Origin of the sequence: Streptomyces sp. NBC_00122, assembly GCF_045160845.1 — a bacterium.
Classification (GTDB): domain Bacteria; phylum Actinomycetota; class Actinomycetes; order Streptomycetales; family Streptomycetaceae; genus Streptomyces.
This window is the reverse complement of the sequence record NZ_CP108191.1, coordinates 2,688,089-2,710,708: the sequence shown is the minus strand read 5'-3', so window position 1 is coordinate 2,710,708 and position 22,620 is coordinate 2,688,089. Positions and strand designations below refer to the sequence as shown.

The window sequence follows — 22,620 nt, the reverse complement described above, 5'->3', positions numbered from 1 at the left end:
CAGGGCGGGGCAGAGCCGTGGACCGAGGAGTACGCATGACCGACACCAGCACCAGCACCAGCACCAGCGCCGATACCGACATCGTCAGCGGGCCGGACTTCATCGCCTTGCAGGTGCGCGACGTGGAAGCGGCCGCCGCCTTCTACGAGAACCACCTCGGACTGCGCCGGGCGCCCGTCTCGCCGCCCCACGCGGTGGTGTTCGCCACCGAGCCGATCGCCTTCGCCGTCCGCGAGCCGCTGCCGGGCGTGGATCTCGACGCCGTCCCGCGGCCGGGCCTCGGGGTCGCCCTGTGGTTCCGGACCCCTGACGCGCAGGGGCTGCACGACAGGCTCCGGGCCGCCGGGATCCCCATCGTGAAGGCGCCCGAAGACGGCCCCTTCGGCAGGATGTTCACCTTCACCGGGCCCGAGGGCTACACCGTCACCGCACACGACGCCTGACCGTGACCGCCACCACCACGGCCACCGCCATCACCCCGCGCGGGCCGTTCTCCCTCGCGGCGAGCGTGCGTTTCCTGGCGGGCTTCACCCCCGCCGGGTACCGCGGCGCCCCGGACGGCACGGACGGTACGGTGCTGCGCCTGGCCTTCCCCGCCGACGACGGCCACTCGACGGTGGGCGCGGAGGTGAGGCAGCCGCAGGGCCCGGGGGCCGTCGTCGAGGCGGACGTCACCGGGGATCCGGGCGCGGCGCGGGCGCAACTGGCCCGCGTCCTCTCGCTCGACGTCGACGGCTCCGGGTTCCCCGGGCTCGCCGAGGGCGATCCCGTCGTGGCCGGTCTCATGGCGGCGTACCCGGGGCTGCGGCCGGTGTGCTTCCACTCTCCGTACGAGGCCGCGGCCTGGTCGGTCATCGGCCACCGCATCCGGATGGTCCAGGCCGCCGCGATCAAGGCCCGCATCGCCGAGCACCTCGGACGGCACGTCGCCGTCGGCGGGCAGTCGCTGTACGCCTTCCCCACCCCGCTGGTCCTGCGCGGCATCGGCCGGGTACCGGGCCTGCCCGACGTGAAGGCCGAACGCCTGCGCGTCCTTGCCGACGCGGCTCTCGCCGGCGACCTCGACGCCGCCCGGCTGCGCGCGATGCCGGTGGACGACGCCCTCGCCCACTTGCGGACCCTGCCCGGCATCGGCCCCTTCTCCGCGGAGCTCGTCCTCATCCGCGGCGCCGGGCACCCGGACGTCTTCCCCCACCACGAACCCCGGCTCCACGCCGCGATGGCCGAGGCCTACGGCCGCCCCGGCACCGGTACCGATGCGCAGGCCCGCGTCGGGATCAGTGATCGATGGGCCCCGTACCGCAGTTGGGTCGCGCTGCTGCTGCGCACCCGCGCGGCCGCGACGACCTGGCAGCGGCCGGTCTCCTGGGAGCACCGCCAGGCGCCGCGCGCCGTGCAGGAGGGCCGGCTGCCCTCGCGTCCGTAGGAGTCAGGTCCTGCCCGGGCCGGTGCCCAGCGGCCAGGAGCCGACGGTCTCGTAGCGGGGCTGTTCGCCGGGGACGCCGCTGACGGGCAGGTTGCTGCGGACGAGGCTGAGGGCGTCGGCCCGCCAGGGCGTGCCCTCGAAGTCCGCGAGGGCGTCCAGGTAGGGCCGCAGCCGGACCGCGTCGTCGCGGGACCGGCCCAGGGTGAGGTGCGGGGTGTAGCGGCGGTGCTGCTCCATGGGCACCCCGGCCCGCCGGGCGGCGGCGTCGGCCCGGTCCGCGAGCAGCCGCATCGCGTCGAGGTCACCGGCGGCGCCCATCCACAGCGAGCGGTTGCCGAAGTGCCCGGCGCCGTGGAGGCGGAGCGCGAACGGGTCGCTGTGCGCCGCGGCGCGGGCGAGCCGGGCGTGCAGGCCGGGGAGCACCTCGTCCCGTACCTCGCCCATGAAGGCGAGCGTGAAGTGCCAGCCGGGCTCGCCGGTCCACCGCAACCGGTCGTCGCGCAGCGGGCTTACGGCGTCCCGCAGCTCGGCCATGGCCTCTTCGGGCAGCAGGACGGCGGCGAACAGTCTCATGCCGCCGAGCCTAAGCGGCCTCCCCGAGGCCGCCTAGGCCTTCCGGCCGGGCGCGGCGCGGCTCTCGGGGGCTCCGCCCCCGGAGGCCGCGCCGCAGGCGCCCGGCAGGGTCAGGCGGCAGTGACCAGCTCGCGGGCGCGCGGCGCCGGGACGAACGCCACCCCGTGGCGGTCCACCCGCAGCCGGAGGTTGCCCACGCGGGCCAGGACCACCGCGATCGCCGCGGAGGCGAGCAGCGAGATCGCACCGCCCGCGGCCATGCCGGTCCGCGCGCCGTAGGTGTCCGTGATCCAGCCCAGCAGCGGGGCGCCCAGCGGGGTGCCGCCGGTGAAGACCATCATGAACAGGGCCATGACCCGGCCCCGCATCTCGGGGTCGGTCGCCATCTGCACGCTGGAGTTCGCCGTCACGTTGACCGTCAGCCCGAAGACCCCGATGGGTACGAGCAGCGCGGCGAACAGCCAGAAGCCGAGTGCGAAGGCGGTCACGAGCAGCAGGACCGAGAAGAGCACGGCCGCCGCCACCAGCAGCCGCAGCCGGGAGTGGCCGCGCCGGGCCGCGAGCAGGGCGCCCGCCAGGGAACCTGCCGCGATCAGGGTGTTGAACAGCCCGTAGGTGCCCGCGTCCCCGTGGAAGACGTCGCTCACGAACGCCGACAGCCAGATCGGGAAGTTGAACCCGAAGGTGCCGATGAAGCCCACGAGCACGATCGGCCAGATCAGCTCCGGCCGGCCGGCGACGTAGTGCAGGCCTTCGCGGAGCTGCCCCTTGGCGCGGGGCCGGGGCTCGACGGGGTGCAACTCGGCCGTGCGCATCATCAGGAGACCGGCGATGGGCGCGGCGAAGGACAGTCCGTTCAGCAGGAAGGCCCAGCCGGAGCCGACGGCGGTGATCAGCACACCGGCGATCGCCGGGCCGACCAGCCGCGCGGACTGGAAGTTGGCCGAGTTCAGGCTGACGGCGTTGGCGACGTGCGCCTTGCCGACCATCTCGGGGACGAAGGTCTGCCGCGCGGGATTGTCCACGACGGTGACCAGGCCGAGCAGGAAGGCGGCGAGGTAGACGTGCCAGACCTGGACCTGTCCCGCCAGGGTGAGCACGGCGAGGGCGATTCCGGTCAGGCCCATCGCGCTCTGGGTGACGATCAGCAGGGGCCGCTTCGGCAGCCGGTCGGCGAGTACGCCTCCGTAGAGGCCGAACATCAGCATCGGCAGGAACTGCAGGGCGATGGTGATGCCGACGGCTGACGCGGAGCCGGTCAGGGAGAGGACCAGCCAGTCCTGCGCGATGCGCTGCATCCAGGTGCCGGTGTTCGAGACGACCTGACCGGTCGCGAAGAGCCGGTAGTTCCGGATCTTCAGAGAGCTGAACATTCCCCGGCTACCGCCGGGAGGTGTCCCCAGGTTCTTGCCCGCGGGGGTGCCCGCCGGTGTTTCAGTGGGGGTGGATATGTGGCCGGGTGCGGAGTCTGCTCCGTTTCCCGTACTCAAAAGCGTTCGCCTCCTGGCGTCGTTCCTACAGGTGCGCGAGCTTCTCCAGGACGGGTGCGGCCTCGCGCAGCTTGGCCCATTCGTCCTCGGTCAGCTCGGCCGCGAGCCCGGCCAGGAAGGCGTTGCGCTTGCGGCGGCTCTCTTCGAGCATCGCCTCGGCTTCCTCCGTCTGGCGGACCACCTTCTGGCGGCGGTCTTCCGGGTGCGGTTCCAGCGTGACCAGTCCCTTGGCCTCCAGCAGCGCGACGATGCGTGTCATCGACGGCGGCTGTACGTGCTCGCGCCGGGCCAGCTCGCCAGGCGTGGCCTGGCCGCAGCGGGCGAGGGTGCCGAGGACCGACATCTCGGTCGGGCTCAGCGACTCGTCGACGCGTTGGTGCTTCAGGCGCCGGCCCAGTCGCATGACGGCGGAGCGGAGGTCGTTCACGGCGGCAGCGTCGTCGCCATGGGAGAGGTCGTGCATGTCTTTAGAATAACTCATTACCCAACCTAAGGAACACCATTTACGGCCGTCACTCGTACGGGTGAGTCGGCAGCGGAAAGTGACACGCGCCCCTACCCTCTGCCCCGACTCTTTCGGCATGGGGACACATGTGCTGAGCATGCGCATAGACGGGGAGCTCCTCGACAGGCTCCGGACTCATGCCGCCAAACGCGGAATGAGCGTCCAGGACTATGTGGTCCGGACGCTCATTCGCGACGACTTCGACGAGCGCTTCAACGCGGCCGTCGACGAGACAGAGAAGTTCTACGGGCTCACCTGATCACGTGCGGCCCAGGTGAGGCGCAGGCGAGGCTCACGTGAGGCCGAGCGCCGGCATCGCGTAGTAGAAGACGAACACCGCCGACACGACGTACATGGCCACCGGGACCTCGCGGCCCCGGCCGGTCGCCAGGCGCAGGGCGCAGAAGCTGATGAAGCCGATGCCGATGCCGTTGGTGATCGAGTAGGTGAAGGGCATCATCACCATGGCCAGGAAGGCCGGGACGGCGATGGTGAAGTCGCTCCAGTCGATGTCCTTGACCGAGCCCGCCAGGATCAGGAAGCCGACCGCCACCAGGGCGGGGGTGGCCGCCTGGGACGGGACCATGGTGGCGAGCGGGGTCAGGAACAGCGCCACGGCGAAGAGGCCGCCCGTCACGACGTTCGCCAGGCCCGTACGGGCGCCCTCGCCGACCCCGGCCGTGGACTCCACGAAGCAGGTGGTGGCGGAGGAAGAGGTGGCGCCGCCCGAGGCGACGGCCAGGCCGTCGATCAGCAGGACCTTGTTGATGCCCGGGAACTCGCCGGTCTTCTTGTCGATCAGCTTCGCCTCGTCGCCGACGCCCAGGATCGTGCCCATGGCGTCGAAGAAGCAGGACAGCAGCACGGTGAAGACGAAGAGGACGCCGGTCAGCATCCCGACCTTGCCGAAGCCGCCGAACAGGCTGACCTGGCCGACGAGCCCGAAGTCGGGCGCGGCCACCGGGTTGCCCGGCCACTCGGGGACGGTGAGGCCCCAGGCCTCGTTCGGCAGCTTCGTGATCAGCTGGACGGCGACCGCGACGACGGTCATCGCCACGATGGAGATCAGGATCGCGCCCGGCGTCTTGCGGATCAGCAGGGCGAGGGTGAGCAGCACGCCGACGGCGAAGATCAGCACGGGCCAGCCGAGCAGGTGGCCGTTGCTGCCGAGCTGGAGCGGGACGGTGGTGTGCGCGGCGTCCGGGATGCGGGAGACGAAGCCCGAGTCGACCAGGCCGATCAGCATGATGAACAGGCCGATGCCGATCGCGATGCCCTTGCGCAGGCCCATCGGTACGGCGTTCATGACCCGCTCGCGCAGGCCGGTGGCGACGAGCAGCATCACCACGAAGCCGGCCAGGACCACCATGCCCATGGCGTCGGCCCAGCTCATGCGCGGGGCGAGCTGGAGCGCCACGACCGTGTTGACGCCGAGGCCGGCGGCCAGCGCGATCGGGACGTTGCCGATGACACCCATGAGGAGCGTGGTGAAGGCGGCCGTCAGGACGGTGGCGGTGACGAGCTGGCCGCCGTCGAGCTGGTGCCCGTACATGTCCTTCGCGCTGCCCAGGATGATCGGGTTCAGCACGATGATGTAGGCCATCGCGAAGAAGGTCGCCAGACCGCCCCGGATCTCGCGGGCGACGGTCGAGCCGCGTTCGGAAATCTTGAAGTAGCGGTCCAAGGCCGATGCTCCCTGGGGGGAGGGCTCCGGGAGGGTCGCCGCGGGGGCGGGCGCGGGGGCGGGGGCCGGGGTGCTCATACGGTCCTCATTGGGTGGTTCATACGAAGAAAATGGGCCACGCCCAAACCGTTTCAGTATGAACACATGAACGAAGGAGCGTCCATCTCCGCGCGTAGACAACGAATCCGCGCACCTAGACTTGCCGCATGGCGAAATGGACTGCGAAGCACGAGGCGCCCGAGCCCCTGGAGGGTCCGGTCGTCGCCACCGTCACCGGCGGCACGATCATCTGGTTCGCCATGTTCCTGGTCCAGCTCCCCTTCTACGGCTGGTTCGCCGACCAGGGCATGCTGTGGTGGGTCTGGACCTGCGCGGCCGGCGGCTTCCTCGGCCTGATCGGCATCTGGTACGTCCGCGGCCGCGACGCCGCCCTCAAGCGCCACGCGGCGCAGCGGGCCGCCGAGGCCGCGCAGGCGGAGCCGGGACCGCAGGCCGACCAGTAACCTCCCCGGCGCGCTACCGGAGGACGATTCGGGTCGTCCTGAGGTCGGATCTTCCGGCTCCTCGGCGGGTGAAGCCCCGGAACCCCGCTTACCGTCGAAAGCATGACGCAGCGGGCGAAGATCGATCAGAACGGGCCGGACCGGGCCGGCCCCGCCATCGACGCGGGGGCCGAGCTCGACCCGGTCCACCCCATGCGGCCACCCGCGCCGAGGTTCAAGCCCGCCGGGCTGACCACCACCGAGGTCGCCGAGCGCGTCGCGCGCGGTGAGGTCAACGACGTCCCCGTCCGCAGCAGCCGCGCCACCATCGACATCGTCCGCGGCAACGTCTTCACCCGGTTCAACGCGATCATCGGCGTGCTCTGGGTGATCATGCTCATCGTCGCCCCGATCCAGGACAGCCTCTTCGGCTTCGTGATCGTCGCGAACACCGGCATCGGCATCATCCAGGAACTGCGCGCCAAGAAGACCCTCGACGGTCTCGCCGTCATCGGCGAGGCCAAACCGAGCGTCCGCCGCGACGGCCGGACCGCCGAGATCTCCACCTCTGAGATCGTCCTCGGCGACGTCATCGAACTCGGCCCCGGCGACAAGGTCGTCGTCGACGGATCCGTCGGCGAGGCCGACGGCCTGGAGATCGACGAGTCCCTGCTCACCGGCGAGGCCGACCCCGTCCTGAAGAAGCCCGGCGACCAGGTCATGTCCGGCTCCTTCGTCGTCGCCGGCGGCGGCGCCTTCACCGCCACCAAGGTCGGCCGCGAGGCCTACGCCGCCCAGCTGGCCGAAGAGGCCTCCCGCTTCACGCTCGTCCACTCCGAGCTGCGCTCCGGCATCTCCACCATCCTCAAGTACGTCACCTGGATGATGATCCCGACGTCCATCGGCCTCATCATCAGCCAGCTCGTCGTCAAGGAGAACAACCTCAACGACGCCATCGCCCGCACCGTCGGCGGCATCGTCCCGATGATCCCCGAGGGGCTCGTCCTCCTCACCTCCGTGGCCTTCGCGGTCGGCGTCATCCGGCTCGGCCGCAAGCAGTGCCTGGTCCAGGAGCTGCCCGCGATCGAAGGCCTGGCCCGCGTCGACGTGGTCTGCCTCGACAAGACCGGCACCCTCACCGAGGGCGGCATGGACGTCACCGAGCTCCGCGCGCTCGGCGGCACGGACCCGGCGTACGTCAAGAAGGTGCTCGGCGCCCTCGGCGAGTCCGACCCCCGTCCCAACGCCAGCCTCCAGGCGATCATCGACGCCTACCCCGACAGCGCGGAGTGGCGCTGCACCGAGTCGCTGCCGTTCTCCTCCGCCCGCAAGTACAGCGGCGCCAGCTTCAGCGAGGGCGACGGCGAGAACAACACCTGGCTGCTCGGCGCCCCCGACGTGCTCCTCCCCGCCGGGGACCCGGCCCTCGACGAGATCAGCGGCCTCAACGAGCAGGGCCTGCGGCTCCTCCTGCTGGCCCGTTCCGCCCGCGAACTGGACGACCCGGCCGTCGCCACCGGCGTCCGGCCGACCGCCCTGGTCGTCCTGGAGCAGCGGCTGCGCCCCGAGGCCGCCGACACGCTGCGCTACTTCGACGACCAGGACGTCAAGGCCAAGGTCATTTCCGGCGACAACGCCGTCTCCGTCGGCGCGGTCGCGGGCAAGCTCGGCCTGCCGGGCGCGGAGAACACCGTCGACGCCCGGGGGCTCCCCGCCGAACGGGCCGACATGGTCAAGGTCCTCGACGAGAACTCCGTCTTCGGGCGGGTCACCCCGCAGCAGAAGCGGGACATGGTCGGCGCGCTCCAGTCCAAGGGCCACACGGTCGCGATGACCGGCGACGGCGTCAACGACGTGCTCGCCCTCAAGGACGCCGACATCGGCGTGTCCATGGGCTCCGGCTCCGAGGCCACCCGCGCCGTCGCCCAGATCGTCCTCCTCAACAACAGCTTCTCCACCCTCCCCTCGGTGGTCGCCGAAGGCCGCCGGGTCATCGGGAACATCACCCGCGTGGCCACCCTCTTCCTCACGAAGACGGTCTACTCGGTGCTGCTGGCCATCCTGGTGGTCTGCTCGCAGGTCGAGTACCCGTTCCTGCCCCGCCACCTGACGCTGCTGTCCACGCTCACCATCGGCATCCCCGCCTTCTTCCTGGCCCTGGCCCCGAACAAGGAGCGGGCGCGGCCGCACTTCGTGAAACGCGTCATGCGGTACGCGATCCCGGGCGGGGCGATCGCGGGGACCGCCACCTTCGTGACGTACCTGATCGCCCGCCACTACTACACCGGGCCCGACACCCTCAAGGCCGAGACCAGCGCGGCGACCCTCACCCTGTTCCTGACCTCGATGTGGGTCCTGGCGATCATCGCCCGCCCGTACACGTGGTGGCGCGTCGGACTGGTCGGCGCGATGGGCGGCGCCTTCCTGATCGTGCTGGTCGTGCCGTGGCTCCAGGACTTCTTCCAGCTCAAGCTGGAGGGCGTGACGATGCCGTGGATCGCGGTGGCCGTCGCCGCGGGCGCCGCGACCCTGATCGAGTTCACGTTCCGCTGGGTGAACCGGAGGTTCCCTGCGTGACGGCGAGGACGACGCATCCGAGGAGCTCGGCGACGCAGGCGCAGGCGAGGAGGAGCACAGCCACGACGGTCTTCGCGAAGTCGATTTCGAATCCGTAGTTGATGGCGAAGTACGCAGAGGAAGCCAGGACCGTTCCCAGAACGTTCAGAGCCGTCAGACTCGCGTAGCTCCAGATCGCCGGGCGACGTCGAAGAACTGCGGCGCCGCGTCGTGCCCATACGGCCAGCACCGTGTTCGCGACCATGCTCAGCATCAGCCCCGGCCAGACCAGCAGGCCCGAAGCCCCTTGGAAGAAGGCGCCCCAGAGGTAGAAGCCCATGTCCGCGCCGGACGTCAGAAGGGTCACGAGGGCCGCCACCAAGAGCGCCGCCGCCCATGAGAAGGGCCAGTAAGGCACGGCTCCGGAGGCTTCACGGCGGGGACGCTGCCGGTTCCACACCGGGGGAGTCCTGTCCGACGGGGTTCTGCCCTTGCCCACCCGGGTCTTGGCCTCGACCACGACTTGGACCGCTGCTTCTCCCGTGGCGGTGCGGACCGTCACCGTGCCCTGGTGATGTCCCGGCCCGGGAAGCCCGGCCGCCTTCACCTTGACCTCGCGCCCGTCGGGCATGGGCTCCGCCTCCAGCCATGAGGCATCTGTCGTCGCTTCCAGCCGGGAGTGCGCCACGGGCGGACCTTCCACGGTGATCACGGCCGCTGGTCCGGGCGAGTCCAGGGGCACTGCTCCGAGATCCAGCGCCTCCGGGGCGATCCGGGGCCGTGCCGAGTGCCTGGCCGACTCGGCTCTGGTCGCCACGCGGCGGCTGTCGTCCCGGAGCAGCTCGTCCAGTGTCGTCACGGCCGTCAGGGCCAGCCCGATCTCGTCGCCCTGCAGGATGGATTCGAGGTCATCGATGACCCAATGCCGTTTCTCGGGGTCGGCTGAATGGACCCGGGCGGCCACCTTCTCCGGGAGCGGCGTGGGCCCGGTTCGCCGTGCCGGGGCTCGGGCGATGGGGAGGTCGCGGCCATGGGCGCCGAAGACCCACAGGCGAGGAGTCTGGTGGGGCGTCAGTTCGCGCAGCTCGTCGCACACGTATTGGTGAAGCTCGGACACACCGATCTCGCCGTTGCCGTCCAGATCGGCGTTGCCGCTGCGCAGCCCCTTCACCACCGAGCGGGTGAAGAAGGACGGCTGCAGCCGTTCCGCGACCTCGTCGTCGTTGCCCTCGATCGCGGTCTCGACCGCGCCGCACGCGGCCAGCACCGCCCGCCCGCGCTGGCTCGTATCGCTGATCTGGTGGAGGTTCTGGAAGCTCTCGCCCACGTGCGGATCCGGATCGGCCCGCGTGAGCAGCCCCCGTTCGAACGCCCCGGCGTAGCAGCAGTCGAGGATGACGACGGCGCGCCGCGCCTGGCTGGCCAGCATCAGGCTGCTCACGTATTCCGCCGGTACGGCCGTCGAAGAGAGCCGGACGCAGCGGGTGTCAGTGGTCGCGAGGAAGAGGGTGCCGGCGGCGTCCTTCACCCCGTGGCAGGAGAAGTGGAGCAACAGGGTGTGGTCCGATGAGCGGTCGGCGAAGAAGTCCTCGACCTCCTCGCGGAGTTCCTGGCAGCTCGGGTCCGAGAGCGTCTCCACGTCGAAACCGCCGACGGCGGGGTCGCCCAGGACCTCGGCGAGGGCCACGGCGTCCTGCGGCGGTGCCCGCAGCGCGGTGAGCTTGCCGTCGCCGTAGCTGCTGGTGACGACGACGAGTGCCTTCCTGCGCGACTCAGCCACCCTCCACCTCCGGAGCGCCGTTGCCGGCAGAGGCGGCTCGCAGCCACGCATCGATCAGTCTGCGCTGCTCGGCGTCGTTCACGCCGGTCAGGCTCAGGTGGTGGTCGCCGATCTTCAGGGTGACGCCCGAAGGGCTGGAGGCACGGCTTCGCCAGGCGCCGACGACGGATACGACTTCCTTCAGCAGGGAAATGGCCGCGGGCAGCGTGACCAGCAGTTCGTTCGCCAGCTCCAGGGTGCCCGCCCGGCTGCCGGGCGGTACGGGGCCCGCCTCGGCGCGCTCGACGTTGTCGACGTCCAGTTCCAGCAGGTCCCGGCGGAGGGTGTCCACTTCCCGCATCAGCGATTCGATGTCTTCGTCGGACCGCTGGACCTCGATACGCAACTGTTCGGCCATGGGTCATCGCTCCGCAGCGTTGTCGTACATGCTGCCGGACTGCCCCCTCCCTTCCATTTTGCATCGTTTCGGGGAGGGGGCCCAGTCGGTCGGGCGTCAGTCGAACCAGCGGTCGCGCGCCAGTTCCGCGGTGCGGGACGGGTCCTCCAGGAGGGCCGCCACCTCGAAGCGGCGGGGCCACTGGCCCGCCGACCAGGCCAGGCCCGCCGCGACGCCCTCCAGGGTGGAGGCGTGAAGGGTGCCGTCCGGGGTGCGGCGCCAGTCCAGCTCGGTGCCCCCCGCGATCAGTTCCTCGTGCTCGACGTAGGTGTACGGGGTCGAGGGGCCCAGCAGGATGCGGACCGGCTCGGGGACCTCGTGCTCCTCGCCCGGCGTGGTCACCTCGGCCGGAACGGTCTCCGACAGCCGCCGGACCTGGAGGAGGTCCGCCAGGTCGGCCGCCCGGGACGGGGCGACCGGGAGGAGGGGCAGCCCCACCGTCAGCGGGAGCAGGTCCGGGGCGTCGGCGATGACCGCGTCCGCCGCGTCCACCACGCGGACCTCGCCGTCCACCACCGCACGCAGCTCGTCCGGCAGGGTGACCTGCTCGGGGTCCAGGTCCGCCAGCGCGGCGTACAGGCCGTGCAGCTGGCGGCCCGTCACCTCGCGGTCCGGGTCGGCGAGGCGGCCCAGGAGCTCGGCCGCGCCGCCCGGCTCGTCCAGCAGGGCCGCCACGGTGGTCCGTACGCCCAGGGCCCGCAGCACCTGCTCGTCCTCGAAGCCGGTCGCGTCCGCCGGGGTGTAGAGGCCCTCCAGCAGCGGATCGCCGCCCGCCGCGCGCAGGCCCGCCGGGCGGCGCCCGTCGAGCACCGGGTGGTCGCGCAGCCACCACGCGGTGTACGGGCGCACGGACTGCGTGGTGCCGTCCGGGAGGAGGATGCGCACGGGCTGGGTCAGGGCGTCGCGCAGCGGCGGCTGCGCCAGCATGGCCAGGGCCTGGGGCCAGCAGTCGTCGTCGACCAGGTCGAGGTCGCGCACGGCGACGAGCTCGGTCGCCACCGGCGGCACCGGGGTGTCCGGCAGCTGGTCCAGGACGTCCTCGCACCAGACGTCCACCGCGTCGAGCAGGCCCGCGTCGTCGGGCTCGGCGAAGTCCCCGTCGCGCGGCTCCAGTTCGTCCGGGTCCAGGACCACGTCGGTGGCGCGCACCAGCTGGAAGGCGGCCAGCACCCCGCAGGCGGTGAGGGTGTCGGCGTCCCACCGGGAGGCCAGTTCGGCGTCCACGTACGGGATCTCGTCCTCGCGGATGACCGAGGCGAGCGGCGATCCGGGCAGCAGCAGTTCGCCCGCCGGGGTCAGCTCCCCGTCCTCGTCCGGGAGGGCCAGCGCCCCCAGCCAGGGCTCGTCGCCCGGGCTCAGATCGGCGTCGCGGACCAGGCCCAGGACGACGTCGGCCAGTTCCTCCGGGTCCAGCGCGTCCTCGTCCCAGATCTCGCCCGCGTCCATCGATCCGGCGACGGCGGCCCGGACCTGCGGGGTCGTGAGCACCGCGCGCGGCGTCGCGGGCAGGGCCCCGAGCTTCTCCAGCAGCGGGTGCGCCGCGTCCGGGTGGGCCACCTTCAGCCCCAGCCGGGCCAGGTCCGCGGGGGTGTCCGCGTACGGGAGCAGGACGTGGCGCGGCCCGATCGTCGTACGGCTGTCGGCCAGCGGCACGGGAAGCCCGGACAGCCGGTCGGGGTCGACGCCGGCGAGGCTGTCGTAGAGCCGGTGCCACCAGTCGGGGGTCCGCTCGATGCCCGCGATCCGCTCGATGGCGTCGCCCAGCGGGAGCCGGCCCACGCCCAGGGTGCGCAGCTCGGGGCGGCGCTCCAGACCGGCCGGGAGCAGGGTCGGCAGGACCTCGGCGAGGACCCGTACGGTATCGGCGCCCGCGCCCTCCACGACCTCGGCCTCGAACGGGCGCAGGGCGCTGCGCTCCTCCGCGTGCTCGGGCGGCGCGGCGGGGGCGAGGAAGGCCGTACGGGGCAGCCGCCGGAGGATGGCCGCGCGCAGGGCCCCGTCCAGCTCGCCCTTGCCGAGCGGGCCGGGCACCAGGTCCACGAGGGCGGTGGCCACCGGGTCCCAGGCGCCGAGGAGTTCGGCGTACGCGTCGGCGGCGCGCTCCACGAGGAAGTCGGTCAGCGGCCCCGGCGCGGGATGCCGGCGGGAGGTGTCCAGCGGCAGGGTCGCGATGAGCAGGGCCGGGATGCCCAGCGGCTCGTCGGTCGGGGTCGGGGCGTGGACCACGGGCGCGGTGGCCGGGTACAGCGGGGCGCCGTCGGTGTCGACGGGCACCGCCCAGGACACCGCCCAGGCGGGCCGCAGCCGCTCCTCCACGGGCCGGTCGGCGAGCAGGGCCCGCTCGATGGGGCCGCCGTGGCGGACGGTGCGCCAGCGGTTCGTCCCCGACCGGGAGTCCTCGATGACGGTGTACGGGCCCTCGTCGCGCCGGTACAGGGTGCGGATGCCGCCGGCCCCGCCGTCCGACGGTGTCTCGATGACGACCTCGCGCAGCCCCGGCAGGGTGAGCAGCAGGGCGTCGTCGACGGCGGCGAGGAGCCGCTCCACCAGGTCCTCGGCGGCGGCGTCGCGCAGCGGGAGGACCACCACGGTGTCGTAGCCCTGGGGCGCGGTGCCCTCGGCGGGCAGCGGGAGCCGCAGCAGGGGGACGTGGCCGTCGCGGCGGCGCAGCTCGTCGCCGAGGCCGGGGCTGCCGACGGCGGCATCGCGGGCCAGCTCGCGGGCCTCGGCCAGGGACCAGCGGACGCCGCCGTGGCGGCCGAGCACCGCGGGTTCGTCGGAAACGGCGAGGACGGCGGCGAAACCGACGCCGAAGCGGCCGACGGTGTCGCCCGAGCCGGCCCCGGATTCCCGCTTGGCGGAGGCGCGCAGGGTACTCAGGGACTCCACGCCCGTGGCGTCCAGCGGGGCGCCGGTGTTGGCGACGGCCAGCACCGCGTGCCCGCCCTCGCCGGGGTGCAGGGTGAGCCGCATCCGGCCCGGTACCCCGGCACGGGCCGCGGCGTCCGCGGCGTTCTGCGCCAGCTCGACGACGAGCCGGTCGCGGTAGCCGCCGAGGGCCAGGTCCTCCTCGGCGTTGGCGTCCTCGCGGAACCGGGCCGGGCCCGCGCCCCAGGAGTCGAGCACCCCGCGCCGCAGCCGGGCCGTGCCGAAGGGGTCCACACCGCTCTGGGCCGCCGTCACTCGCACGCTCACGCCGCTGCCTCCAAGAATCGCCGTACCCGAACTCCTGAAGGTAGCGCGTGCGGGGCCGCTTCCTCCCGGTGAGGTGGGCGGACGTCACCACGCCGGTACGACGGAGCCCCCGGTGACGAGAGGTCACCGGGGGCTTTGAGGGGGACTGCTAGAGCTTCTCGATCACGTAGTCGATGCAGGTGGTCAGCGCCTGCACGTCCGCCGGGTCGATCGCCGGGAACATCGCGATGCGGAGCTGGTTGCGGCCGAGCTTGCGGTACGGCTCCGTGTCCACGATCCCGTTGGCGCGCAGCACCTTGGCCACGGCCGCCGCGTCGATGTCGTCCGAGAAGTCGATCGTGCCGATGACGGCGGAGCGCTTGTCGGCGTCCACGACGAACGGGGTCGCGTACTTCGACGCCTCGGCCCAGCCGTAGAGGTTGCGCGCGCTGGCCGCCGTACGGCCGGTCGTGAACTCCAGACCGCCCTGGCCGTTCATCCATTCCAGCTGCTCGTTCAGCAGGAAGAGGGTCGACAGCGCCGGGGTGTTGTACGTCTGGTTCTTCAGCGAGTTGTCGATCGCCGTCGGCAGCGAGAAGAACTCCGGGATGTGCCGACCGGAGTCGTGCACGCGCTGCGCGCGCTCCAGGGCGGCCGGGGAGAACGCGGCCAGCCACAGGCCGCCCTCCGAGGCGAAGGACTTCTGCGGGGCGAAGTAGTAGACGTCGGTCTCGGTGATGTCCACCGGCAGGCCGCCGGCGCCCGAAGTCGCGTCCACCAGGACGAGGGACCCGGCGTCGGCGCCCGCGACGCGCTTGATCGGCGCCGCGACACCCGTCGAGGTCTCGTTGTGCGTGTACGCGTACACGTCCACGCCCGCCTCGGCGACCGGCTCCGGGTGCGTACCCGGCTCCGAGGAGATCACGGAGGGCGCGTCCAGCCACGGCGCGAGCTTCGCGGCCGTGGCGAACTTCGAGGAGAACTCGCCGAAGGTGAGGTGCTGGGACTTCTGCTCGATCAGACCGGCGGTCGCGATGTCCCAGAAGGCGGTGGAGCCGCCGTTGCCCAGGATCACCTCGTAGCCCTCGGGGAGGGAGAAGAGGTCCCGGAGCCCCTGGCGCACCGAGCCGACCAGGTTCTTGACCGGGGCCTGGCGGTGAGAGGTTCCGAGCAGGGAGGTACCGGTGGCGGCGAGGGCGTCCAGCGCCTCGGTCCGCACCTTGGAGGGGCCCGCGCCGAAGCGTCCGTCGGCGGGCTTGATGTCAGCGGGAATCTGGATCTCGGCCACGAGCGGAGCGTATCGGGTCCAGGTCCACGCCTTGGAGCCGCGTCCACCCGATGAGACGCAACCGACGGTGGGAGGCTGGGGGACGTGACGTCACCCGGGGAACTCGAACGGACATTGCGGGCGGAGCTGCGCGGCGAGGTGGACTTCGGGGCCGCGGCGCGGGCGCTGGTGACCATGGACGCCTCCAACTACCGGCGCGTCCCGGTGGGCGTGGTGGCCCCGCGCGACGCCGAGGACGTGGCGGCCGCCCTGCGCGTGTGCGCCGACGCCGGGGTCCCGGTCGTCCCGCGCGGCGGCGGGACCTCCATCGCCGGACAGGCGACGGGGACCGGGGTGGTACTCGACCTCACCCGGCACATGAACGCCCTGGTGTCGGTCGACCCGGCCGCGCGTACCGCCGTGGTCCAGCCCGGGCTGGTGCTCGACCGGCTGCGGGACGCGGTGCGCCCGTACGGGCTGACCTTCGGGCCGGACCCCTCCACGCACTCCCGCTGCACCCTCGGCGGCATGATCGGCAACAACGCGTGTGGCGCCCACTCGGTCGCCTGGGGGACCACCGCCGACAACGTGGCCGAGCTGGCGGTGACGGCGTACGGGGGCTCCCCGTACCGGATCGGGACCGGCTGGGCGGGGGCTCCGGCGGGGCTGCGGGAGCTGGTCGACGGGAATCTGGCCCTCCTGCGCACGGGGATGGGCGGCGGCGGCCCGGTCGGCGGCGGCTCGGGCGGCTTCTCGCGGCGGATCTCCGGCTACGGCGGGCTGGACGCCCTGCTGCCCGAGCGGGGAGCGGAAGTGGCCCGGGCCTTCTGCGGGAGCGAGGGCACGCTCGGGGTGGTGACCGAGGCCGTGGTGCGCCTGGTGGAGGCGCCGCGCGCGCCGGTGCTCGCGGTGCTCGGGTACGCGGACGAGAGCGCGGCGGCGGACGCGGCGGCGGGGTTGCTCCCGTACCGCCCGCTGACCGTGGAGGGCATGGCGGAAGACCTGGTCAGGGGCGTGGGCGGACTGCCGCGGGGCGGGGCGTGGCTGTTCGTGGAGATGGCCGACGAGGGCGGCGCGCGGGAGCTCGTACGGGGCGCTGACGCGCTCGACGCGGTGGTGGTCACGGATCCGGCGGGGCAACGGGCCCTGTGGCGGATCCGGGAGGACGCGGCGGGCACGGCGACGCGGCTGCCGGGAGGGGAGATGGCCTGGCCGGGGTGGGAGGACTGCGCGGTGCCGCCGACCCGGCTGGGGGCGTACCTGCGGGAGTTCCGCGCCCTGCTGGCGGCGCACGGGCTGCGCGGATCGCCGTACGGACACTTCGGCGAGGGCTGCGTCCACGTACGGATCGACTTCGACCTGGCGTCGGCGGACGGCGTGGCCCGCTTCCGGGCCTTCTCGTCCGACATGGCGGATCTGGTCGTCGCCCACGGGGGCTCGCTGTCGGGGGAGCACGGGGACGGGCAGGCGCGGGCGGAGCTGCTGCCGAGGATGTACGGCCACGACGTGGTCCGGCTCTTCGGCGCGTACAAGGACGTGTGGGACCCGGCGGGCGGGATGAACCCGGGGATGCTGGTCCGGCCGGGCCGCCTGGACGAGAACCTCCGCTTCGCCGTGCTGCCGGGGACCTCCTTCGCGAGTGAGGTCGCCCGGTGCGTCGGCGTCGCGAAGTGCCGTTCCTCGGACGTCGGCGGGCCGGGGGTGATGTGCCCGTCGTACCGGGCCACGGGGGAGGAGCGGCACTCCACGCGGGGCCGGGCCCGGCTGCTGCACGAGATGCTGGCCGGGGAGGTCGTGCGGGACGGCTGGCGGTCGGCGGAGGTCGCCGAGGCGCTGGACCTGTGCCTGGGCTGCAAGGGGTGCCTCAGCGACTGCCCGGTGGGCGTGGACATGGCCTCGTACAAGTCGCAGTTCCTGCACCACCACTGGGCGGGCCGCGTCCGTCCACTCGCCCACTACACGCTGGGCGGCCTGCCCCGGTGGCTCCGCCTGATCGCCGCGCTGCGGATGGCGGGCGTCGTGAACGCGGCGGGTCGGCTGCTTCCGGTGCCGGGCGTGGCACGGGAACGGGCGCTGCCGGCCCTGGCGGCCGAGCCGTTCACGCGCTGGTGGCGGACCGGCGCCGCGGCGCGGGTCCGGGCCGAGCCCGGAAGCCGCCCGCAGGGCGCCGCACCCACGGCCGCCCCCGCCGTCACCCTCTGGCCCGACACGTTCACGGAGTACCTGGCTCCCGAGGCCGGCCGCGCGGCGGCACGGGTCCTGCGGGCCGCCGGCCTGGAGGTGTCCGTCCCCCGCGGCGGCAGGCTGTGCTGCGGCCTGACCTACCTCTCCACCGGCCGCCTGGACCGCGCCCGCAAGGTCCTCCACCGCACCCTGGACGCCGTGGGCGACGTACCCACACCCGTGCTGGTCCTGGAACCCAGCTGCGCCGCGGCCCTGCGCACGGACCTCCCCGCGCTCCTCCCCGACGACCCCCGCGCGGCACGCCTCGCGGCGGCCGTCCGCACCTTCGCCGAGACGCTGGAGGAGTACGCCCCGGCCTGGCGGCCGCCGCACCTGGACCGGGCGGTGGCCGGCCAGACCCACTGCCACCAGCACGCGGTGCTCGGCGACGCCGCCGACCGGCGGCTGCGCGAGCGCGCCGGCCTGGTGGGCGAGCTCAGCGGCGGCTGCTGCGGCCTGGCCGGGAACTTCGGCTTCGAGCCCGGCCACCACGAGGTGTCGGTGGCGTGCGCCGAGGAGCAGCTCCTGCCGTCCTTGCGCGCGGCCCCGCGGGACGCGGTCGTCCAGGCCGACGGGTTCTCCTGCCGTACCCAGATCGCCCAACTGGGCGGGGTCCGGGCCCGCCACCTGGCGGAACTCCTGGCGGAAGGGCTGGCAGAAGACCCGGCGGCGGAGGGGCTGTAAGGCAACGGGCGCGGGATCACTCCTTACGGGCCCGTAGTCTGGACGAATGACCGCACCGTCCTCCCCCTCCACGACCACGACCGTGCCCGCCCCGGCGACAGCCCCCCTCGCCGTGCCCCCCGCGGGCCGCGCCCCGGCCCGCTTCGGGCCCGTCGCGCTGGTGATCTCGGCGGGGGTCTCGGTGCAGTTCGGCGCCGCCCTCGCGGTCATGGTCATGCCGAGGGTCGGGGCGGCGGGCGTGGTCACCCTGCGCCTCGCGGCCGCCGCGGTCGTGCTGCTGCTCCTGTGCCGCCCCAAGGTCCGCGGCTACGTCCGGGCCGACTGGGGCACGGTGGTCGCCTTCGGAGTGGCCATGGCGGGCATGAACGGCCTCTTCTACCAGGCCATCGACCGCATCCCGCTCGGCCCGGCCGTCACGCTCGAGGTGCTGGGGCCGCTCGCCCTCTCGGTCGTCGTCTCCCGGCGCCTGGTGAACTTGCTGTGGGCGGGCCTGGCCCTGGCCGGTGTCGTGCTGCTGTCCAGCCACGGCGGGGGCGGCTTCGGCGGCCTCGACCCGCTGGGCGCGGCCTTCGCGCTCGGGGCGGGCGCGATGTGGGCGGCGTACATCGTGTTCAGCGCGCGTACGGGCCGCCGCTTCCCGCAGGCCGACGGCCTGGCCCTGGCGATGGCGGTGGCCGCGGTGCTCTCGCTGCCGCTGGGCATCGTCGAAGCCGGCTCCGACCTGCTGGTCCCGAGCACCCTCGCGCTGGGTGCCGGCGTGGCCGTGCTGTCCTCCGTGCTCCCGTACACCCTGGAACTCCTGGCCCTGCGGCGGCTCCCGGCGCCGACCTTCGCGATCCTGATGAGCCTGGAGCCGGCCATCGCGGCCACCGCGGGCTTCCTCGTGCTGAACCAGGCCATGTCCGCCCTGGACGCGGTGGCCATCGCGCTGGTGATCGCGGCCAGCATGGGCGCGGTCCGCTCGCAGACCCGGAAGCAGGCAGCCTGATGGACGCCGCCACGTACCTGGCCGGTGTCCCGGAGGCCCGCCGCCCGGCCCTGACCAGGCTGCGGGAGCTGTGCCTGGCGGAACTGCCGGGCTTCGCGGAGGTCATCGCGTACGGCATGCCCGCGTACGTGCGGCCCGGCGAGGAGGCCGCGGAGATCGCCTGGGCGAACCAGAAGCAGTACGTCTCCTTCTACCTGATGCGTACGGACATCCGCGACGCTTTCGCGGACCGGCTGGCCGCCCACGACATGGGCAAGAGCTGCCTCCGCTTCCGCCGCACGGACGGCATCGACTTCGGCCTCCTGCGCGACCTCCTGCGGGCGACGGCCGGGGCCGCGCCGGGCAAGGTCTGCTGACGCCCGGTACCGGAGCGGCCGCCTACTCGGGGGCGGTCTCCGCGGCGACCCACGCGAGGTACGCGGCGGAGCCGGTGGTGACGGGGAGCACGATCCACTCCGGCACGTCATAGGCGTGTTCCGCCCCGACCCACTCGGCGAGGGCGGGCAGCCGCTCTCGCGTCGTCCTGTAGGAGACGCGCCACTCCGTGGCGCTCTCCACGCTCCCCTTCCACCGGTAGACGGCGGTGACGGGCGGGTCGATGTGCGCGCAGGCCGCCAGCCGCAGTTCCACGGCGCGCCGCGCCAGTTCCCTCGCCTTGAGCTCGTCGTCGACGGTCGTCTGCGCGATCACGATCGCGGTCCCGGTCCCGGCCGCGCTGTCGGTCTCGGTCTCGTTCGCCACGGTGCCCCTCCTGCGTCGGTGTCCCCGACCCTAGGCCCGTCGGCGTAGCGGGCCGCCATCGCCGCAAGGGTGGCTCCGACGCGGGTGCGGAGTGCGGGTGGGGAGAGGACCTCCGCCTCCGTGGCCAGGGCCAGGAACTGGGCCTCCGCGTGGTCCGCCGACTCGATCGGGAGGACCGCCCGGGTCCACCCCGGCAGCTCCGGATCCGGCTCCCCGGTGGCCGTCAGGGCGCGGGCCTGCGCACCGGTCAGCCGCGCCGCGCCGCGCGCGGAGAGGCGGACCAACGCCTCCTCCGGGTGGAGCCGCGCGTGGAAGTCGGCCTGGGTCCGCCGCCAGTGCGACGCCAGGTCGAAGCCCTCCGGGAGGTCCGCGACGTCCGGCGTCTCCCGGACCGACAGGATCGGTAGGTCCGCGGGGTGTCCGGGCCCGCCACCGGGACGCTCTTCCCGCCCGTCGTGGGCCGGTTCGAGGGTGGCCGGGGAGTCTTCGAGGGCGTGGACACACACGACGGGAAGGCGGTGCGGGTGCGGTTCGTGTGGTCGCGGACCAGCTCCGGCTCCCCGCGCTGGGAACAGTTCTTCTCGGCCGACGGGGGCGACAGCTGGCTGCACAACTGGACGATGGACCTCACCCGGCGACCCTGAGGCCGGGCCGGTGAAGGGCCCGCCGGCCAGGGGCCCCGCCGGCCAGGGGACCGGCCGGCGGGGCCGGCGCCGGGGTGGGGCGCCGGGGTGGGGCGCCGCCCTATCCGAGGGGCAGGTCCAGGTACGAGGGCGTCTGCTCCGGTGAGGTGAACGCCAGCGTCGCGCGCGGCAGGTTGGCGTCGCCGTAGAAGGGGTCGCGGGCGTCGATCACCAGCATCAGCCGGTTGCCGCGCTGGACGTCGTACGCCGTGGCCTGGAGCTCGATCTCCGCTCTGATCAGGCTGTCGGGCGCGGATTCGAGGTCGGAGTACGGGGCGTGCGTGACGATGTGGGCCGAGCCGTCGGGCGCCACGTCGAGGAGGTAGGCGACGAAGGTGGACCCGGGGTTGGCCGCCCGGTACGTCACGCGCAGCTTTGGTGTGCCGCGCAGCCGGGTGGTCTCCGCGGCCGGGGCCGATGCCCACACCGCGGCGACGGAGCGGTCGATGTCGTCCGTCGGGTAGACCTTCGGCCGGCCGGCCATCTCCGCGTATCCGGCCGTGACGACCGCGTCGGCGACGGTCGCCGTGGTGTCCACCCCGCACACCACGGTCGCCGTCCAGCCGGCCTCCGGCTCCTCCGCCAGTTCCCCGCCGCCCGCCAGGTGCAGCCGGTGTATGTGCTCGGTGAGGGAGGGCCAGGTCGGGCGAGGTTCGAGGGTCTTGCTCCACATCACCTCGCTGAGCACCTGGCCCTCGTCGGCGATGCCGTTGTCGACGCCCTTGAGGTGGTGGTCGAACCAGCGGTGGGCGTCCGTCCAGATCCGGTTGGGCAGGCCGAACATGCCGGACGACTCGGGCCCGGAATGGTCGCCGATGGACAGGACCAGGCGCTTGGGGCCGGTCAGCTCGTTGAACATCTTCAGGGTCTGGTTGGGCGGGAAGAGCGTCTCGTGCCAGGCGTGCGCGTAGAAGACCGGCACCTCGCGCCGGTTGAGCTCCTTGATGTGCGTGAAGGGCGAGCGCGGCTCCGCCCAGGCCAGGGTGCCCGGGACGTCGCGGCCGGCGAGGACGTTGTCGAAGACGCTCTGCGTCTGCGGGCTCAGCCGCGCCTTCTCGGCGGCCTTGAGCAGGGCCCGTACGGCCTCGACGTGGCGCGTGGAGTTCTCGTAGAACGCCTCCCCGAGATCGCCCCAGCTGCTGAGCGCGACCACCGCGTCGACCCGGGTGTCGTGCGCGGCGACCAGCTGGCTGATGCCCGAGCCGTACGAGTCCCCGAGGAAGCCGATCCCCGTCACCGGCCCGGCACTGCGCTCGACGAGGTGGTCCAGGGCACGGCTGCCGTCGGCGACGTCGAGCGCGCCCGCCACCTCCACCTGGCCCTCGGAGGCGGCGAAGCCGCGGGTGGTGTAGGCGAGGACGTTGTAGCCGCGGGCCGCGAAGACGGTGGCCTGGACGGCGTAGACGAGCCAGCCCAGGCTGGTCCAGGGCGAGGGCATCACGATCAGCGGGCGCGGCTGGATCCCGGTGTGGCGCCAGAGCGCGGCGTCGAGCAGGTCCCCGTCGGCGCCGGTCACCTTGCCGCGGGTGAAGACGGCGACGGAGCGGAGCTCGGCGACCTCGGCGGCGCGGGCGGGGGCGAGGCCGGTGACGTCGCCGCTCTCCAGGGCGGTGACGAAGGCGCCGAGGGAGGTCGCGTCGAGTTCGGGATAGAGGGAGAAGGGGGTTCGGGCGGCTTGGGTCACGTCTGCTCATCCTCTTCGTCGTCTGCGTCGAGTGACATGAACGTGCTTGCGAGCGCGATCGTGGTCGCGTGTTCGCCCGGGCCCGGAGCGGAACGTCCAGTATCGACGGGACATCCGGTGACGTTTCGCGAGTTTCCGGCTTACGGCCTGAATCGCCCCCTGCGTACCGGGCGGGGACGGCGGCGCGAGACCAGCCCCGTTCGTGGTCGGCGTCAACTTCCTTTGCTCGGGGCCGGGTTGGCGG

Annotated in this window: 20 protein-coding genes; 9 read left to right on the top strand and 11 right to left on the bottom strand. The window is 73.0% G+C overall.

The window, feature by feature from the left end:
* Nucleotides 1-35 precede the first annotated feature (35 nt).
* Both OG737_RS12660 and OG737_RS12655 read left to right on the top strand, forming a co-directional pair.
* The gene (locus tag OG737_RS12660; RefSeq protein WP_328926298.1) at nucleotides 36-443 is read left to right on the top strand and encodes a VOC family protein; all 408 of its coding nucleotides are present in this window, start codon (nucleotides 36-38) and stop codon (nucleotides 441-443) included.
* 2 nt (nucleotides 444-445) lie between these two features.
* Nucleotides 446-1,426 carry a DNA-3-methyladenine glycosylase 2 family protein gene (locus OG737_RS12655; RefSeq protein WP_328926297.1) on the top strand — a complete coding sequence of 327 codons (981 nt, stop codon included), beginning with the start codon at nucleotides 446-448 and terminating at the stop codon, nucleotides 1,424-1,426.
* 3 nt (nucleotides 1,427-1,429) lie between these two features.
* Here the strand turns inward: OG737_RS12655 and thpR are convergent, their stop codons facing one another.
* The 3 genes from thpR to OG737_RS12640 form a co-directional block, all read right to left on the bottom strand.
* On the bottom strand, nucleotides 1,430-1,999 hold the full coding sequence (gene thpR / locus OG737_RS12650; RefSeq protein WP_405921530.1) for an RNA 2',3'-cyclic phosphodiesterase: 570 nt from the start codon (nucleotides 1,997-1,999) through the stop codon (nucleotides 1,430-1,432).
* A gap of 110 nt (nucleotides 2,000-2,109) precedes the next feature.
* On the bottom strand, nucleotides 2,110-3,489 hold the full coding sequence (locus OG737_RS12645) for an MFS transporter (protein WP_405679658.1): 1,380 nt from the start codon (nucleotides 3,487-3,489) through the stop codon (nucleotides 2,110-2,112).
* Nucleotides 3,490-3,514: 25 nt separating this feature from the next.
* Complete coding sequence (locus tag OG737_RS12640; RefSeq protein ID WP_328926295.1) at nucleotides 3,515-3,952, bottom strand: MarR family transcriptional regulator; 438 nt, start codon at nucleotides 3,950-3,952, stop codon at nucleotides 3,515-3,517.
* A 118-nt stretch (nucleotides 3,953-4,070) separates the two neighbouring features.
* Between OG737_RS12640 and OG737_RS12635 the strand changes: the two genes are divergently transcribed.
* Nucleotides 4,071-4,253 carry a ribbon-helix-helix protein, CopG family gene (locus tag OG737_RS12635; RefSeq protein WP_327283971.1) on the top strand — a complete coding sequence of 61 codons (183 nt, stop codon included), beginning with the start codon at nucleotides 4,071-4,073 and terminating at the stop codon, nucleotides 4,251-4,253.
* A gap of 33 nt (nucleotides 4,254-4,286) precedes the next feature.
* Here OG737_RS12635 and OG737_RS12630 read toward each other — a convergent pair whose 3' ends face one another.
* Nucleotides 4,287-5,756 carry an NCS2 family permease gene (locus OG737_RS12630; protein ID WP_328926294.1) on the bottom strand — a complete coding sequence of 490 codons (1,470 nt, stop codon included), beginning with the start codon at nucleotides 5,754-5,756 and terminating at the stop codon, nucleotides 4,287-4,289.
* Between the two features lie 128 nt (nucleotides 5,757-5,884).
* On the opposite strand from OG737_RS12630, the gene OG737_RS12625 reads away from it, so the two are divergent.
* Nucleotides 5,885-6,181 carry a DUF2530 domain-containing protein gene (locus tag OG737_RS12625; RefSeq protein WP_328926293.1) on the top strand — a complete coding sequence of 99 codons (297 nt, stop codon included), beginning with the start codon at nucleotides 5,885-5,887 and terminating at the stop codon, nucleotides 6,179-6,181.
* Between the two features lie 102 nt (nucleotides 6,182-6,283).
* Complete coding sequence (locus OG737_RS12620; RefSeq protein WP_405679661.1) at nucleotides 6,284-8,737, top strand: HAD-IC family P-type ATPase; 2,454 nt, start codon at nucleotides 6,284-6,286, stop codon at nucleotides 8,735-8,737.
* Here OG737_RS12620 and OG737_RS12615 read toward each other — a convergent pair.
* The 4 genes from OG737_RS12615 to serC all read right to left on the bottom strand — a co-directional run bounded on the left by OG737_RS12615 (nucleotide 8,700) and on the right by serC (nucleotide 15,394).
* Nucleotides 8,700-10,496, bottom strand: a complete 1,797-nt coding sequence (locus tag OG737_RS12615) for a caspase domain-containing protein (protein WP_405921529.1) — start codon at nucleotides 10,494-10,496, stop codon at nucleotides 8,700-8,702. The genes OG737_RS12620 and OG737_RS12615 overlap by 38 nt on opposite strands.
* Nucleotides 10,489-10,893 carry a hypothetical protein gene (locus OG737_RS12610; protein WP_328926290.1) on the bottom strand — a complete coding sequence of 135 codons (405 nt, stop codon included), beginning with the start codon at nucleotides 10,891-10,893 and terminating at the stop codon, nucleotides 10,489-10,491. The genes OG737_RS12615 and OG737_RS12610 overlap by 8 nt, the downstream gene beginning before the upstream one ends.
* A gap of 96 nt (nucleotides 10,894-10,989) precedes the next feature.
* The gene (locus OG737_RS12605) at nucleotides 10,990-14,127 is read right to left on the bottom strand and encodes a sacsin N-terminal ATP-binding-like domain-containing protein (protein ID WP_328926289.1); all 3,138 of its coding nucleotides are present in this window, start codon (nucleotides 14,125-14,127) and stop codon (nucleotides 10,990-10,992) included.
* Between the two features lie 148 nt (nucleotides 14,128-14,275).
* Complete coding sequence (gene serC / locus OG737_RS12600) at nucleotides 14,276-15,394, bottom strand: phosphoserine transaminase (RefSeq protein ID WP_328926288.1); 1,119 nt, start codon at nucleotides 15,392-15,394, stop codon at nucleotides 14,276-14,278.
* A gap of 84 nt (nucleotides 15,395-15,478) precedes the next feature.
* Here serC and OG737_RS12595 point away from each other — a divergent pair, with 84 nt between their 5' ends.
* The 3 genes from OG737_RS12595 to OG737_RS12585 are packed head-to-tail and all read left to right on the top strand — an operon-like array spanning nucleotide 15,479 to nucleotide 19,624.
* A complete protein-coding gene (locus OG737_RS12595; RefSeq protein ID WP_405921528.1) occupies nucleotides 15,479-18,280 on the top strand; it encodes an FAD-binding and (Fe-S)-binding domain-containing protein in 2,802 nt (933 codons plus the stop codon).
* Nucleotides 18,281-18,326: 46 nt separating this feature from the next.
* Entirely contained in the window at nucleotides 18,327-19,268 is a 942-nt protein-coding gene (locus OG737_RS12590) for an EamA family transporter (RefSeq protein ID WP_328926287.1), read from the top strand.
* Nucleotides 19,268-19,624: a DUF1801 domain-containing protein gene (locus tag OG737_RS12585; protein ID WP_328926286.1), complete on the top strand. Its 357-nt coding sequence runs from the start codon at nucleotides 19,268-19,270 to the stop codon at nucleotides 19,622-19,624. The genes OG737_RS12590 and OG737_RS12585 overlap by 1 nt, the downstream gene beginning before the upstream one ends.
* Before the next feature lie 22 nt (nucleotides 19,625-19,646).
* Here OG737_RS12585 and cutA read toward each other — a convergent pair whose 3' ends face one another.
* On the bottom strand, nucleotides 19,647-20,009 hold the full coding sequence (gene cutA / locus OG737_RS12580; RefSeq protein WP_328926285.1) for a divalent-cation tolerance protein CutA: 363 nt from the start codon (nucleotides 20,007-20,009) through the stop codon (nucleotides 19,647-19,649).
* Entirely contained in the window at nucleotides 19,955-20,515 is a 561-nt protein-coding gene (locus OG737_RS12575) for a helix-turn-helix transcriptional regulator (RefSeq protein WP_405921527.1), read from the bottom strand. Before OG737_RS12575 ends, cutA begins: the two co-directional genes overlap by 55 nt.
* On the opposite strand from OG737_RS12575, the gene OG737_RS12570 reads away from it, so the two are divergent.
* On the top strand, nucleotides 20,504-20,653 hold the full coding sequence (locus OG737_RS12570) for a hypothetical protein (protein WP_328926283.1): 150 nt from the start codon (nucleotides 20,504-20,506) through the stop codon (nucleotides 20,651-20,653). The genes OG737_RS12575 and OG737_RS12570 overlap by 12 nt on opposite strands.
* A 100-nt stretch (nucleotides 20,654-20,753) precedes the next feature.
* On the opposite strand, the gene OG737_RS12565 is transcribed toward OG737_RS12570, so the two are convergent.
* A complete protein-coding gene (locus OG737_RS12565; protein WP_405921526.1) occupies nucleotides 20,754-22,376 on the bottom strand; it encodes a CocE/NonD family hydrolase in 1,623 nt (540 codons plus the stop codon).
* Nucleotides 22,377-22,620: the final 244 nt, after the last annotated feature.